The sequence below is a fragment of the Mycobacteriales bacterium genome, from assembly GCA_035995165.1.
Lineage (GTDB): Bacteria > Actinomycetota > Actinomycetes > Mycobacteriales > CADCTP01 > CADCTP01.
The window spans coordinates 133,258-148,093 of record DASYKU010000124.1 but is presented as its reverse complement, the minus strand read 5'-3'; the positions used below and the strand labels follow the sequence as shown (position 1 = coordinate 148,093).

The window sequence follows — 14,836 nt, the reverse complement described above, 5'->3', positions numbered from 1 at the left end:
AACCCGCCGCGCGCCGGCGCCCGGCCGACTGCTCGGCGCGGAGCGAACCCGGCGCGCGCCGGCGCCCGGCCGACTGCTCGGCGTGAAGCGGACCGGAGCGGGCCGGCGCGCGCCGGCGCCGGGCCGCCCCGGGGGACCGTGCGGCCGGCACCGGCCGGCGGACCGCGGAGCGGCACGGAGCGATCGCCGTACGGGGGCTCTCCGACGTCAGACGCCGTGGGTGGCCTGGTAGCCGGCGAACTCCTCGAGGCTGACGAGGCCGTCGCCGTCGGTGTCCATCAGGTCGACGGCCTTGGCCGCGGCCTCGTCGGTCACGTCGTCGCCGAGGCCGCGCATGAGCTGGACCAGCTCGGCGGCGGAGATCTTGCCGTCGCCGTCGGCGTCGAGGATGCGGAAGCTGTCGGCGTAGCGGTTGGTGTCGGTCACGGGCGACTGCCTACCCGATCCGATCACCCCGCGAACGCCCACCCCCGATGTCCGGACCGATGGGAATCTGCCGGCCGAATTCTGGGCAGGACCGGGTCATGACCGTGACCTTCTGGTTCGACCCGACCTGCCCGTACACCTGGAACACCGGTCGCTGGCTGCGGGACGCCGCCGCCGAGCACGGCGACGAGGTCGAATGGCGGCTGATGAGCCTGGCCGTGCTCAACGCGGACAAGGACGTCCCGGAGCAGTACCAGGAGGGCATGCGACAGTCGAGGCTCGCGTCCCGGGTGCTGGCCGAGGCCGGGCTGCGGCAGGGCAACGAGGCCGTGGACGCGCTCTACACCGCGCTCGGCCGGCGGCTGCACGAGGACGGCGGGACGCTCACCAAGGAGCTGGTCGCCGGCGCCGTCGCGGACGCGGGCCTGCCGACCGACCTGCTCGACGCGTACGAGGACTCCGGCCGGGACTCCGACGTCGAGGCCAGCCACGAGCAGAGCCAGCGCCGGGCCGGGCAGGAGTCCGGCAGCCCGGTGATCGCCTTCGGCGACGGCCCCGGCTACTTCGGGCCGATCGTGACCGAGCAACCCACCGGCGCCGACTCCGAGAAGCTGTACGAGGCGATGAAGCTGATCTCCGCCGTCCCCCAGTTCGCGGAGCTCAAGCGGGCGCGCTGAGACGGCGATCCGTCCCGGCCGGCGAGGGGCGCCGGCCGGGACGGGAGTCGCTCAGGAGGCGTACACCTCCAGGGACGAGAGCTGACCGGCCGGCCAGCCCGTGTTCGCGGTGATGCTCACCCGCACGAACCGCCGCGACGCCGCCGGGAAGGTGATCGTCACGGTGTTCCCCGTCGCCGGGTCGAACCGGTACGCCGCCGACCCCGCGACCGTGCTGAACGTCGTGCCGTCCGGGCTGCCCAGCACGGAGAGCGTCTCGGACCGGGCGGCCCAGGCCGCCGCCGGCGGCAGCCTGAGCACCAGCCGGCTCACCGACTGCGCCGAGCCCAGGTCGACCTGCGCGAACTGCGGGAAGACGTTGTTGGCGCTCTCCCAGTAGGTGTTCGCGTCGCCGTCGGTCAGCCGCGCCGGCACGTCGACGTCGGTGAACGAGCTCGACGTGGCGGCCCTCCCCCGGGCCAGGTCACCGGTGGGCGGAGGCGGAGTCGTCGCCGTCCCGCCCGCGTACACCTCGAGCTCGGCCAGCTGGCCGGCCGGCCACCCGGTGTTGGCCGTGATCGTCACCCGGACGAACCGGGTCGAGACCGCGGCGAAGCTCAGCGTCGCGTTGTCCCCGGTGGCCGGGTCGAACCGGACCGCCCCGGAGCCGACGATGCCGGTGAACGCGGTCCCGTCGGTGCTGCCGCTGACCGACAGCGTCTGGGTCCGCGCCTCCCAGGTCGGCGGGAGCCGCAGCGTCACGTGGTTGATCGACGTCGCCGCGCCCAGGTCGACCGTGATCGACTGCGGGAACGCGTTGTTCGTGCTCTCCCAGTATGTCGTGGTGCTGCCGTCGTTCGCGCTCTGCGGCCGGTCCACGTCCACGAACCCGGTCGCGGTGATCGGCTTGCCCTGGGCCAGGTTCCCGTTCGCCGGTGGCGGCGGCGGGGTCGAGGGCGGCGGCGTGGAGGGCGGCGGCGTGGGCCCGGTCGGCGGCGTCGTCGGCGGCACCGTCGGGGTCCCGTACACCGGGTCCGGCCACGGTCCACAGTAGACATCCGACCAGCCCGCGTTACCGCCCAGGTCGGTGATCGCGAACGCGTTCGGCCCCATGCAGTTGTACGTCCCGGTCTTGCCCAGCCCGGACGCGACCACATTGCGGAACGAGGCCGCCCCGACCCCCTGCAGTTGCAGGGCGAACGTGCCCGCGCCCTCGATGCTCACCCCGTCGAAGTGCACGCCGGTGACGCTGGAGTCGATGAACTGGATCCCCTCGTACGAGTTGTCGATCAGCCGCAGCCCGGACACGTTGATCGTGTTGGTCATCGGGCCGTCCCGGCCGTCGAACCAGATCGACCCGACGCCGAACTGCCAGTTGGGATCGAGCACGCCCGCCCGCACCGCGGTGTTGTCGGCCACGGTGAAGATCCCGGCCACCGGCACCGCGGTGAACCGGTTGGCGAAGTGCAGCCCGCCGCCCTGGGTCTGGGTGTCGGCGACGACGTTGTTGGAGACGGTGATGCCGCTGCCGCCGTAGATGGCGATGTTGTTGGCCAGGATCGGGGCGATCACCGTGTTGTGGGTGAAGGAGTCACCGCTCTCCTGGTTGTGCTCCGCCCACAGCGCCAGCCCGTCGTCGCCGCTGTTGCGGATGAAGTTGTTGCTCACGATGGAGTTCGTGATGCCGTCGTGCAGGTTCAGCCCGTCCGCGGTCTGGTCGAGGACCCGGTTGCCGCTGAAGGTGAAGTTGGTGAACGGCCCGTCCATCCAGGCCCCGACCTTGGTGTGCTGGATCCACAGGCCGGTGACCGAGGAGTTCGACAGCGCCCCGCCGATGCCGTTGACCTGCGCGGCGTCGTTGCGTTCCTTGATCTCGCCGATGACGGCGAAGTTCGACACGTGCACGTTCTGGCTCGGGCCGCCGTCGGCGACGAACTTTCCGTAGACGCCGACCCCGTCGCCGTGCAGCACCGAGTACCACTGACCGGCCCCGGCGACGGTGACGCCGTCGAGGATGATGTGCCGGTTGACGGTGAACGTGCCGGCCGGGATCCAGACCGTCTTCGCCTGCGCCCTGGCCTGGGCCACGGTCGTGTCGATGGCCGGAGCCGAGTCGCCCGCGCCGGTCGGGTCGGCGCCGTTCGCGGTGATCGAGATCGAGTTCACCGGCTGGGCCGCCGGCGCCGCGACGTTCTCGAAGTCGGCCAGGTCCACCGTGTACGCCGGGATGTTCGACGCCCCGTACGACAGCCGGACCGTCGTGCCGGCCGGGAACGTCTGGCCGAGCAGCTTGCGGCTCTCGTCGTAGAAGTGGTGGGCGTGCCCGGCGCCGGGGGCGTTGGTGAACGGGTAGCTGCCGTAGTACCAGCCGTACCGGGAGGTGACCGGCAGGGTGCCGGCCGCGGCCCCGTTGATCGAGAGGTTCAGCGCGCCGTCCAGCCCGGTGCCGGTGGAGGAGTCCGGGATGCTGACCCGGGCCACGATCGAGTTGGCCGGCGCGGTCAGCGTGAACTGCACGAACTGCCCGGCCCCGAGGGTGACCGCCTTGCGGCCGGACGCCTCCCCGGCCAGCGTGCCCTCGGCCCGGTTGGAGCCGATGATCGTGCCGGTGGTGGCGACGTTCTCGGCCTCGTGCTCGACGAACGGCAGCGTGGCGCCGCGCCCGGCGGTCTCGGACGCCGGCAACGCCGCGACGGTCCCCACCGGTCCGACCGCGTGGGCGGTGCCCTGGTTCGAGGCCAGCACCACGACCACCGAGCCGGCCAGCGCCAGTGCGAGCACGCCACCGGTGAGTGTTCGCCTTCGCGCTGCCGGACCTCGGGTGAGCACGACAGAGGACATGACGGAGCCGCCTTTCTGACGGTGAGCGGCAGCGGGTCAGCTCGTGCGGACGGATCGGCGGACCGCCCGTCGGCGGCGCCGGTGTGACCTGGGCGACACCGTACGATCGCCCAACTGTGCTGCGCAAGAGTCGAACGGCATCATGCAATAGTTTGACTACCCATATCGGCCGAACATGCTCAAGACGGACCTGCTGTCTACTGACGGCGAAGTTCCATCACACACTCGGCGTGTTGCAGACTTCTATTTACTTCTTGCAGAGTCCGCCCCTACTCTCAGCGCAGCTACACACGACGGGCACGAGACCGTCACCTGCCGGCAACACCCACCCCTCGATGAGCGGCCGACGTGAGCCCCTCGAAGGAGAGATGCCATGTCCGTTCGAGTGCGCACCGGTCGGGCGTGCGCCGTCGCCCTGACCGTGTTCGCCGTGCTGGGAGGCGTGGCCGCGTGCGGCAGCGGCTCCGACGAATCCGCCGACGCGGCCGGACCGGTGACCATCACCGTCAACGGCCTCCCTCCGGCCACCGACACGGTGAACCGGAAGAACTACATGGACGACGTGGCCGCCTTCACCAAGAAATACCCGAACATCAAGCTGAATCCGAAGGAGGGGTTCATGGACCCCGCCACCTTCGCGGCCCGCCTCGCCGGCGGTCAGCTCGAGGATGTCTTCTACGTCTACATGACCGACCCCGCGAGCCTCATCGCCAAGCACCAGGTCTCGGAGATCACGCCGTACCTGAACAACGTCGTGCCGGCGGCGAAGGAGATCAAGCCGAGCCTCATGAAGGTGTTCTCGGACGGCTCCGGCAAGGTCTACGGGCTGCCGTTCGCGAACTACTCGCTCGGCCTGATCTACAACCGCGACCTGTTCACGCAGGCCGGGCTCGACCCGAACGCGCCGCCCACGAGCTGGGCCGAGGTCCGGACCGACGCGAAGAAGATCGCCGCTCTGGGCAACGGGATCGCCGGCTACGGCGACTACAGCAAGTCCAACACCGGCGGCTGGCACTTCACCGCCGAGCTCAACTCCCTCGGCGGCCAGGTGGCCACCAAGCAGGACTCGACCTGGAAGGCCAGCTTCGACACCGACAAGGGCAAGCAGGTCCTGCAGCAGCTGCACGACATGCGCTTCGTGGACAACTCGATGGGCGTCAAGCAGAAGCTCGAGTACGCCGACCTGCTCAAGCAGATGGTCGCCGGCAAGCTCGGCATGTACGTCGGGTCCGCCGACAACATCCCGACGATCGTCAACCAGTACGGCGGCAAGTACCAGAACCTCGGCCTGGGCGGGATCCCGGACGGTGCGGGCACCCTCGGCGGCGGTGACGGCTACATGTTCAAGGCCGGCCTGAGCGCGGCGAAGATCAAGGCCGGGCTGCAGTGGCTGCAGTTCCGCAACGCCGGCGCGGACCCGGACCGGATCGACGCCGACAAGGCCAAGGCCGCCGCGGGCAAGCAGCCGGTCGGCATGCCGGAGCCGAACATCTGGACCGGCGCCGCGGAGCAGAAGCTGAAGGCCGCCAACACCAAGTACGCCAACGTGCCGCAGCAGAACTTCGCGCCGTTCGACGCCCGGACCGCCAGCATCCCGCTGCTGCTGGAACCGCCGAACGCACAACAGATCTACGCCGTCCTCGACACCGCGATGGCGACGGTGCTGACCGATCCGAACGCCGACATCAACGCGCTGCTCGCCTCGGCCACGACCCAGGTGAACAGCATCCTCGCCACGGCGAAGTAAGTCCGAGACCCGGGTCCCGCCGGCCCCGTACGGCCGGCGCGACCCCGGTCGGAACCGTGACCCACCGGTCGGACCGGCAAGCGGAGGAACCCCGTGACCGTCGACGTTCGCGCCGAGCAGGTGCTCGACCCGCGGCCCGGCCGCACGGCCGCCCCCACCGTCCGGCGGGGCCGCCCCGGCCGCCGCCGGTGGGCCGACACCGGCCGGGGCTACGGCTTCCTGCTGGCCGCCCTGCTGTGCTTCGGGTTCTTCTCCTGGTTCCCCCTCGTCCGGGGGATCCTGCTGGCCTTCCAGCAGAACAACTTCGTCATCCCGCCCTACTGGGTCGGTCTCGACAACTTCGCGCACCTCTTCCAGGACCCGCTGTTCTTCACCGCCTGGAAGAACACGGTCGAGTTCACCGGTCTCGCCCTCGTCCTCGGGTACGCCGTGCCGTTCGTGGTGTCGCTGGTCCTCAACGAGCTGCGGCACCTCCGCGGCTTCTTCCGGATCGCGGTCTACCTGCCGGTGATCCTGCCGCCCATCGTGACCGTGCTGCTCTGGCAGTTCTTCTACGACCCGGGCAGCGGCCTGTTCAACCAGATCCTCAGCAGCGTCGGCCTGCCGACGTCACAGTGGCTGCAGAGCCCGCGGATGGTGATGCTCTCGCTGGTGCTGGTGTCCACCTGGGCCAACATGGGCGGCGCCACGATCATGTACCTGGCCGGCCTGGCCGCGATCCCGGGCGACCTCTACGAGGCGGCGGAGCTGGACGGCGCCGGGGTCTGGCGGCGGATCTGGCACGTCACCCTGCCGCAGATGCGCTTCCTGCTGGTGGTCCTGCTGCTGCTGCAGATCATCGCGACCATGCAGGTCTTCATCGAGCCGTTCCAGCTCACCGGTACGACCGACCCGCACACCATCACGATCATCGTGCTGATCTACCGGTACGCCTTCGCCGTGAACCAGGACTTCGGGCTCGCGGCGGCGATGAGCATGTTGCTGTTCGTCGTGCTGGCCGCGTTCTCGGCGGTCTACCTGCGGCTGACCCGGTCCGCGGACTGAGCGGGAGGTTCTTGCTGTGACTGCACCGATCTCGACGGTCGACGTCCCGGTCGACCGCGCGGGTACCGGCGACCCGGCGACCCGGACCTTGTTCTCCGCCAACGACCTCCGCCGCCCCGGCGCCCGGTTCGTCTACTGGGGCGCGGTCGGGCTCGTCACGCTGCTGTTCGCGCTGGTCTTCCTCGGGCCGCTGGTCTGGATGGTGTTCTCGGCGCTGAAGACGCCCTCGGAGCTGGCCCAGGCGACCCAGTCCCTGTTCCCGGCGCACTGGCAGTGGGGGACGTTCTCCGAGGCCTGGACGCGCCTGGACATCGGCCGCTTCCTGCTCTACACCGGCTACTACGCGATCGGGGCCTGGGCCCTGCAGCTCGCCGTCGCCGTCACCGCCGCGTACGCGCTGTCGATGCTGCGCCCGATGCTCGGCAACGTCGTGCTCGGGCTGATGCTGGCCACGCTGATGGTGCCGGCCGCGGCCGTGCTGGTGCCGACGTACCTGACCGTGGTGAACCTGCCGCTGCTGCACCTGAACCTGCTCAACACCCCGTGGGCACTGTGGCTGCCGGGCGCGGCGAACGCCTTCAACATCTACATCCTCAAGCGCTTCTTCGACCGGCTGCCGGTCGAGCTGCTGGAGGCGGCAGCGATCGACGGCGCCGGGAGCATCCGGCTGCTGTGGAGCGTCGTGCTCCCGCTCGCCCGGCCGGTGCTGGCCGTGGTCTCCATCTTCATCGTGGTCACGTCCTGGAAGGACTTCCTCTGGCCGCTGCTGGTGTTGCAGGACCCCACCGTGCAGACGGTCAACGTGGCCTTCAGCCGGCTGTCGTTCACCACCGCCAGCGGAATCACCGAGCCGCTGCTGCTCGCCGGTCTGACCATCAGCTGCCTGCCGGTGATCGCGCTGTTCCTGCTGTTCCAGCGCAACCTGCTCGGCGGTCTGTCCGCCGGCGCCGTCAAGGGCTGACCACCGCGCCCGCCGCTCACCGCACCACCGGGCTCAACCCTGCTCCGAGGCGAAGGGAACAACGGGTTCTGATGACCGAACTCTCCGCGCCGTCCGACCACGAGTGGTGGACGACGGCCGTGATCTACCAGATCTATCCCCGCAGCTTCGCCGACAGCGACGGCGACGGGATCGGCGACCTGCCCGGCATCACGGCGCACCTGCCGTACGTGCGGGACCTCGGGGTGGACGCGATCTGGTTCAGCCCCTGGTACACCTCGCCGATGGCCGACGCCGGCTACGACATCGCCGACCCGCGCGACATCGATCCCAGCTTCGGCACGCTGGCCGACGCGGACGCGCTGATCGCCCGGGCGCACGAGCTCGGCCTGCGGATCGTGGTCGACGTGGTGCCCAACCACGCGTCCACCGAGCACGCCTGGTTCGGCCACGCGGTGGCGGCCGCGGCCGGCGACCCGGCCCGGGAGCTGTTCCACTTCCGGGACGGCCGCGGGCCGGACGGGGCGTTGCCGCCGAACAACTGGGAGTCCATCTTCGGCGGCGGGGCCTGGACCCGGTTGCCGGACGGCCAGTGGTACCTGCACCTGTTCGCGCCCGAGCAGCCCGACTACAACTGGGACAGCGCGCTGGTCCGGACCGAGCACGAGGACATCCTGCGGTTCTGGTTCGACCGCGGGGCCGACGGCGTCCGGATCGACTCCGCGGCGATGCTGCTCAAGGCGCCCGACCTGGCCGACATGGAGCCGGACCAGGTGCCCCCGCAGCACCCGTACGAGGACCGGGACGAGGTGCACGACGTCTACCGCCGCTGGCGCAAGGTGGCCGACTCGTACACGCCGCCGAAGGCGCTGATCGGCGAGATCTGGCTGGCCGACCAGGAGCGCTTCGCCCGCTACCTGCGCCCGGACGAGCTGCACACCGCGTTCAACTTCGACTTCCTCACCGCCGCCTGGGATCTCGGCTCGCTCACCGACGCGATCCACCGGACGCTGGACATCCACCGGCAGATCGACGCGCCCCCGACCTGGGTGCTGTCCAACCACGACGTCACCCGGCACGTCACCCGGTTCGGCCGCGACCACACCGGCTACGAGCACTCCCCCGCGTTCCGGGCCGAGCACCACGGCGAGCCGTACGACCCGGAGCTCGGGCTGCGCCGGGCCCGGGCGGCGGCCCTGCTGACGTTCGCGCTGCCCGGGTCGGTGTACGTCTACCAGGGCGACGAGCTCGGCCTGCCGGAGGTCGAGGACATCCCCGACGACGCCCGGCAGGATCCGATGTGGACCCGGTCCGGGCGGACCAACCCGGGCCGGGACGGCTGCCGGGTGCCGCTGCCCTGGTCCGGATCCGCTGCGCCGTACGGCTTCTCCCCCGCGGGAACGCAGACCTGGCTGCCGCAGCCGGCCGGCTGGGAACCGTACACTGTGGACGGTCAGGAGCGGGATCCCGGCTCGATGCTGTGCTTCTACCGTACGGCGCTGCGGATCCGGCGGGCCGAGCCGGCGTTCGCGAGCACGGACATCGACTTCCCGGCGGTACCGGACGGAGTGCTCGGGTTCGTCCGCGGGCATCGCCGGCCGATCTCCTGCTGGGCCAACCCCGGCGCCGAGCCGGTGCCGCTGCCGCCGGGCGCGCAGGTGCTGCTGGCCAGCCAGGAGCTGACCGGCGGGCTGCTCGGGCCCGACACCACGGCCTGGTTCACCCTGCCGGCCTCCTGATCGTCGGCGTCCCGTGGCGGGGTACCTGGTCGTCCCGGCCACGGGCGCGGCGGGCGGGCTCAGCCGCGGTGGACGGGGGCGGTCGAGCCGCGGACCACGAGCTCCGGCTCGAACAGCAGCTCGTCGGCGGAGACCGAGGCGCCCTCGATCTGGGACACCAGCATCTCCACCGCCGAGCGGCCCATCGCCTCGATCGGCTGCCGGATCGTGGTCAGCGGCGGGGCGGCGCAGGTCATCAGCTGGGAGTCGTCGTACCCGACGATGGAGATCTGGCCCGGCACCGACTTCTCCCGCCGGCGCGCGGCCCGGACCGAGCCCAGCGCCATCAGGTCGCTGGCGCAGAGGATGCCGGTGATGCCGCGGTCGATCAGCTTGCCCGCGGCGACCTGGCCGCCCTCGATGGAGAACAGCGAGTGCTCGATCACGTCGTCGGCCAGCCGCTCGCCCCCCGCCGCCAGCACCGCCCGGAACGACTCCAGCTTGCGCCGCGACGGCATGTGGTCCGACGTGCCCAGCACCATCCCGATCCGCTCGTGCCCGAGCGAGCGCAGGTGCCCGACGCCCTGTTCCACCGCGACCGTGTCGTCGCAGGACACCCGCGGGAACGCCAGGTGCTCGATGCCGGCGTTGAGCAGCACCACCGGCAGCCGCCGCTCGGACAGCCGCTTGTAGTGCTCGTGCGAGGCATCGGCCATCGCGTACGACCCGCCGGCGAAGACGACGCCGGAGACACGGTGCTGCAGGAGCAGGTCGACGTACTCGGCCTCGGAGACGCCGCCGGCGGTGCGGGTGCACAGCAGCGGCGTCAGCCCGTGCTGGGCCAGCGCGTCGCCGATGACGTCGGCCAGCGCCGGGAAGATGGGGTTCTGCAGCTCGGGCAGGACCAGCCCGACCAGCCGGGCCCGCTCCCCCCGCAGCTGGGTCGGGCGCTCGTAGCCGAGCACGTCCAGCGCGGTCAGCACGGCCGCGCGGGTGGCGTCCGAGACCCCGGGCCGGTTGTTGAGCACCCGGCTCACCGTTGCCTCGCTGACCCCGACTTTCTGCGCCACTTCCGCAAGCCGCCGTCCCACGGGCGAAAGCCTACGCCAGGTTTGCGCAAATGCTTGCGTCAGCTCGCCAGCGAGACGATCAGGTTGACGCTCGCCCCGAGGATCAGCGAGCCGAACAGGTACGACAGCAACGCGTGCCGCAGTACGGACGCGCGTAACGCCCGCGTCGTCAGCGGGGTGTCCGAGAGCTGGTACGTCATGCCGATGGTGAAGGCGAGGTACGCGAAGTCGCCGTACCGCGGCGGCGACGTGAGGCCGAAGTCGATGCCGCCGGCCGGGCCGGTGCCGGGCTGGTGCGGGTCGCCGCCGCCCGGGCCGTAGTAGAGCTCGGCGTAGTGCAGCATGAAGAGGCTGTGCACGACCAGCCACGCGATCGCGACGCTGCCGAGACCGAGGGCGGCCGCGCCGGCCCGGCCCACGCCGTGGCCGCTGGTGGTGTCGATCAGCAGTGTGCCCACGCCGGCCAGGCTGGCCACGGCCGCGGCCAGCACGATCAGCCTGGTCATCCGGCGGGTCGGGTCCTCCCGGGTGGCGTGCGCGGCGGTCGCCGGGGCGTCCATCCGGGCGACGGCCAGCCAGGTCCCGACCAGGAAGAGGGCACCGGCGGCGTCGAACCCGACTGCGGGCGCGTACGTCCAGGCACCCAGCAGCCCCGTCGCGACCCCGGCGACGACCCCGATCACGGCGGCGGCGGAGACCCGCATCGAGGCAGGCGCGGCTCTGTCCATCCGCGCAGTGAACCAGCCTCAGGTTCTCAGGTCGGCGGCGAGTTCCTCGTCGCCGCAGGCCGCGGCCTGGGTGCCGAGCTCGGCCCGCAGGTACGCCCACCGGGCGGCGGCGGCCGGGACCAGCAGGCCCTCCTCGGCGGTGGCGGCGTAGAGGTAGTGCGCCTCCAGGCCGAGCCGCAGTCCGGTCTCGGCCCGGCCGCCGGTCAGCAGGCGCAGCGCGCCGGCCGCGGACAGTCCGGCCGCGGCCGGCAGGAGCGTGACCGAGGTCCGCAGCGCCGGCGTACACGGTGGCCCGAGCGGCTCGGCCAGCAACAACCCGGCCAGGTCCCCGGCGGCTCCGACGGCGCCGGCGGGTCCGGCCTCGGCGGGGAGGCCGGCCTCGGCGGGGCGGGCGAGTTCGGCGACAGCATCCGCGACGGTGGGGGTGGTGACGTTCGGGGCGAGGGTCCGGCGGGCGGTGAGCGTGTCCACGGGCGCCGACCCGAGCCACTGCAGCGTCGCCTCGGCCGGCCCGGCCGCCTCCCCCGCCCCGGTCCGGCGCAGCACCGCGCTCTCCACCGACAGCGCCCGCACCATCGCCACCCAGAGCGCCAGGTCCATCTCGGCCGCACCGGACCGGACCGCCCGGGTGTACCAGGACAACCCCTCGCGGGCCGCGGCCAGCGCGACGGCCGGGTCGGCCCAGGCCCCGAACAGGTCCGATACCAGCATCATCGTCCGGGCCAGGTCCACGTACGCGCCGTCGACCCGGTCCGGGTGCACCCCGCGCCGCAGCTGGCCGAAGACCGCGGCCTGCGCGTCGACCACGGCCGAGGCACCGGCCCCGAGCCGGGCGTAGGACCAGGCCCGCCGCAGCCGGACGTCCGCGACCCGCCCGGTGACCAGCGGCCCGGCCTCCCCGTACGCGTCCAGGGCCTCGGTCAGGACGGTCACGGCCTCGCCGTACCGGGTGGTGGAGGCGAGGGCCTCGCCGAGCGCCGCGCAGACCGCGCCGAGGGCGAGCCGGTGCCGCGGCTGGTCGGGTTCCTCGGCCAGCACCGCGCGGCCCAACTCCGCGGCCTGCTCCAGCCCCGGGATGCTGCCGGCGTGGTCGCCCGCGTCGATCGCCGCCTGCCCGTCGGACAGCAGTTGCTGGGCCCGCACCACCGACGACCGGGTCCGCACCCGATCAGTGTCGCAGCAGATGACCACACCGTGCTGTCACCTGTGCCGGTGACGTGACGATGCGACGCTGGAGGCATGACCGTCCGGCACATCAGAGGCACCGAGCTGTCCTCGGACACCGCGCAGAGCTCCGGGATGGTGCGGGAGGAGGCGATCTCCGGCACCACGGTCGGCTCCGACAAGCTCTGGATGGGCCGGACCACGGTCCGCCCGGCGGCGAGCTCGGCCGATCACCACCACGGCGAGTCCGAGACCGCGATCTACGTCGTGTCCGGGCACCCGGAGTTCGTGTTCCTGGACGGGGACGCCGAGCGGCGGGTCCGGACGAGCCCCGGCGACTACGTGTACGTGCCGCCGTTCGCGCCGCACCGGGAGGAGAACCCGGACCCGGTCCGGGACGCGGTCGTCGTGATCGCCCGGACCACGCAGCAGGCGATCGTCGTGAATCTGCCGAGCCTGCGGGCGGGCGACGGCGACGACTGGCACCGTCCCGTCTAACCGGTCAGCACGAGCACGCCGACCGCGGCCGCCAGCGTCAGCACCGCCGTCACCAGCCCGGTCAGCACGAACCGGCGCAGCTCGACCGTGACCCCGGCCGACCGGACCCGCTCGAACCAGATCACCGTCGCCAGCGAGCCCCAGGGCAGCACCAGCGGGCCGACGTTGGTGCCGATCAGCAGCGCGAGCAGCTGGTCCGCGTGCCCGGTCGGGACCGCCGCCTCCACCGCGACGTACGCGGGCAGGTTGTTGACCGCGTTGGCCAGCACCGCACCGGTGCCCGCGGTCCGCCACACCCCGTCGCCGACCAGCGACCGCAGGAACGTGCCGAAGCCCGTCCGGTCGGCCGCGCCGAGCACCAGGAACAGCCCGACCACGAGCACCAGCAGCCGCAGCGGGAACAGCGTGACGGTCAGCCGGTCCCGGCGGCGCACCGCGTACGCGGCCACGATGACCACCGCGGCCCCGACCGCCGCCGGCGGCAGCGGGACGCCGGCCAGCACCGCGACCGCGAACGCGGCCGCGTCGGCCGCGGCCACCCGGAACAGCACCCGGTCGGCCGGACGCAGCGGCTCGGGCGGCACGTACCGGTCCTCGTCGCGGCGGCGCCAGTAGAAGACCCAGAGGCAGGCCGCGCCGACCGCGATCGCGGCCAGCTGGGGCAGCCACATCCGGGCCGCGAAGGACCGGGCCGGCAGCCCGACGCGGTCGGCCGCGAGCAGGTTGGTCAGGTTCGAGACCGGCAGCAGCAGGCTGGCGATGTTGGCGAACCAGACGGTCGTCATCGCCAGCGCCAGCCGCTGCGCGCCGGCCCGCCCGGCCACCGCGAGCATCACCGGGGTCAGCAGCACGGCCGTGGTGTCCAGGTTGAGGAAGCTCGTCGTGGCCGAGGCGAACAGGACGCAGAGCCCGAACAGGCGCGGGTACGACCCGCCGGCCGCGATCGTCATCCGGGTCGCGACCACGTCGAAGACCTGGGCCGCGGCCAGCAGCTCGGCCAGCACCACGACCGCGGCCAGGAAGACCAGCAGCGGCAGCGCCCGGTCCAGCGTGGCCCGGGCCGCGGACGCCGGCAGGCCGCCGGTCGCGACCAGCACCAGGCCGGCCCCGAGCAGGACGACGGCAAGGACGTCGAGCGCGGCCGGGCGGCGGAGTCGGTCGGGGCGCGGCACGGGACCTACGATCTCCTGCGAGCCGTCGATCGGAGGGGTCCATGGCGGGACGACACGACGAGGTCGTGGCGGATCTGCGGGACGAGAGCGCCGAACTGCTGGATCTGCTGGCGCCGCTGGACGCGACCGGCTGGGGGCGGCCGACCCCGGCCGCGGGCTGGTCGATCCAGGACCAGGTCAACCACCTGGCCTGGTTCGACGAGGCCGCGGCGCTGGCGGTGACCGATCCGGACGAGTTCCGGGCCGGGGCGCTGGCGCTGGCCGGCGAGGCCGCCGACTTCCCGGACGTGCTGGTCACCCGGCAGCGCGGGATGGCCCACACCGCCAGCCACGGCTGGTTCCGCAGCGCCCGGGCCGCCTACCTGGAGCTGGCCGCGGCGACCGACGGCGCCACCCGGCTGCCCTGGTACGGCGTGGAGATGAGCATGACCTCCGCCGTCACCGCCCGGCTGATGGAGACCTGGGCCCACGGCCAGGACGTCGCCGACGCGCTCGGCGTCCAACGGGTGCCGACCGCCCGGCTGCGGCATGTCTGTCACCTCGGGGTGGCCACCCGGGACCACAGCTTCCGGCTGCGCGGGCTGCCGGCGCCGGCCGCGGACGTCGCGGTGGAACTGTCCGGTCCGGACGGTGCACTGTGGACATGGGGGTCCACATCGGACGGTCAGCGGGTGTCCGGGCCGGCGCTGGACTTCTGCCTGCTGGTCACCCAGCGGCGGCACCGGGCCGACACCGCGCTGGTCGCGGAAGGCGACGTCGCGACGGCCTGGTTGGAGCTCGCCCAGGCGTACGCGGGGGCGCCGGGTCCCGGGCGCCGTCCACAGTAGACGGA

General features: G+C 72.4%; 13 protein-coding genes. 7 read left to right on the top strand and 6 right to left on the bottom strand.

All coding sequences use genetic code 11. From position 1 onward, the window contains the following. Nucleotides 1–207: 207 nt before the first annotated feature. Nucleotides 208–426, bottom strand: coding sequence for an EF-hand domain-containing protein (locus VGP36_21510; GenBank protein ID HEV7657287.1), 219 nt, complete (start codon nt 424–426; stop codon nt 208–210). A gap of 98 nt (nt 427–524) precedes the next feature. Here VGP36_21510 and VGP36_21505 point away from each other — a divergent pair, with 98 nt between their 5' ends. Beyond that, the gene (locus VGP36_21505; protein HEV7657286.1) at nt 525–1,103 is read left to right on the top strand and encodes a DsbA family protein; all 579 of its coding nucleotides are present in this window, start codon (nt 525–527) and stop codon (nt 1,101–1,103) included. 51 nt (nt 1,104–1,154) lie between these two features. Here VGP36_21505 and VGP36_21500 read toward each other — a convergent pair whose 3' ends face one another. Continuing rightward, complete coding sequence (locus tag VGP36_21500; protein ID HEV7657285.1) at nt 1,155–3,863, bottom strand: discoidin domain-containing protein; 2,709 nt, start codon at nt 3,861–3,863, stop codon at nt 1,155–1,157. Between the two features lie 433 nt (nt 3,864–4,296). Between VGP36_21500 and VGP36_21495 the strand changes: the two genes are divergently transcribed. The 4 genes from VGP36_21495 (at nt 4,297) to VGP36_21480 (ending at nt 9,393) form a co-directional block, all read left to right on the top strand. After that, nucleotides 4,297–5,670 carry an extracellular solute-binding protein gene (locus VGP36_21495; protein HEV7657284.1) on the top strand — a complete coding sequence of 458 codons (1,374 nt, stop codon included), beginning with the start codon at nt 4,297–4,299 and terminating at the stop codon, nt 5,668–5,670. Between the two features lie 93 nt (nt 5,671–5,763). Continuing rightward, entirely contained in the window at nt 5,764–6,714 is a 951-nt protein-coding gene (locus tag VGP36_21490) for a sugar ABC transporter permease (protein ID HEV7657283.1), read from the top strand. A gap of 16 nt (nt 6,715–6,730) precedes the next feature. Then, nucleotides 6,731–7,675, top strand: a complete 945-nt coding sequence (locus tag VGP36_21485; protein ID HEV7657282.1) for a carbohydrate ABC transporter permease — start codon at nt 6,731–6,733, stop codon at nt 7,673–7,675. Between the two features lie 71 nt (nt 7,676–7,746). Continuing rightward, on the top strand, nt 7,747–9,393 hold the full coding sequence (locus tag VGP36_21480) for a glycoside hydrolase family 13 protein (GenBank protein HEV7657281.1): 1,647 nt from the start codon (nt 7,747–7,749) through the stop codon (nt 9,391–9,393). Between the two features lie 59 nt (nt 9,394–9,452). Here VGP36_21480 and VGP36_21475 read toward each other — a convergent pair whose 3' ends face one another. Genes VGP36_21475 through VGP36_21465 form a run of 3 tightly spaced genes read right to left on the bottom strand, consistent with a single transcriptional unit; the run spans nt 9,453 to nt 12,334 of the window. Beyond that, nucleotides 9,453–10,442 carry a LacI family DNA-binding transcriptional regulator gene (locus VGP36_21475; GenBank protein ID HEV7657280.1) on the bottom strand — a complete coding sequence of 330 codons (990 nt, stop codon included), beginning with the start codon at nt 10,440–10,442 and terminating at the stop codon, nt 9,453–9,455. A gap of 59 nt (nt 10,443–10,501) precedes the next feature. Further along, nucleotides 10,502–11,170, bottom strand: coding sequence for a DUF1345 domain-containing protein (locus VGP36_21470; GenBank protein ID HEV7657279.1), 669 nt, complete (start codon nt 11,168–11,170; stop codon nt 10,502–10,504). An 18-nt stretch (nt 11,171–11,188) separates the two neighbouring features. Next, nucleotides 11,189–12,334 carry a hypothetical protein gene (locus tag VGP36_21465; GenBank protein ID HEV7657278.1) on the bottom strand — a complete coding sequence of 382 codons (1,146 nt, stop codon included), beginning with the start codon at nt 12,332–12,334 and terminating at the stop codon, nt 11,189–11,191. Between the two features lie 75 nt (nt 12,335–12,409). Here VGP36_21465 and VGP36_21460 point away from each other — a divergent pair, with 75 nt between their 5' ends. Beyond that, nucleotides 12,410–12,832, top strand: coding sequence for a cupin domain-containing protein (locus VGP36_21460; GenBank protein HEV7657277.1), 423 nt, complete (start codon nt 12,410–12,412; stop codon nt 12,830–12,832). Here the strand turns inward: VGP36_21460 and VGP36_21455 are convergent. Continuing rightward, nucleotides 12,829–14,004, bottom strand: coding sequence for an SLC13 family permease (locus VGP36_21455; protein HEV7657276.1), 1,176 nt, complete (start codon nt 14,002–14,004; stop codon nt 12,829–12,831). The two genes, VGP36_21460 and VGP36_21455, sit on opposite strands and share 4 nt — an antisense overlap. A 41-nt stretch (nt 14,005–14,045) precedes the next feature. Between VGP36_21455 and VGP36_21450 the strand changes: the two genes are divergently transcribed. Next, on the top strand, nt 14,046–14,831 hold the full coding sequence (locus tag VGP36_21450; protein ID HEV7657275.1) for a TIGR03084 family metal-binding protein: 786 nt from the start codon (nt 14,046–14,048) through the stop codon (nt 14,829–14,831). Nucleotides 14,832–14,836 lie beyond the last annotated feature (5 nt).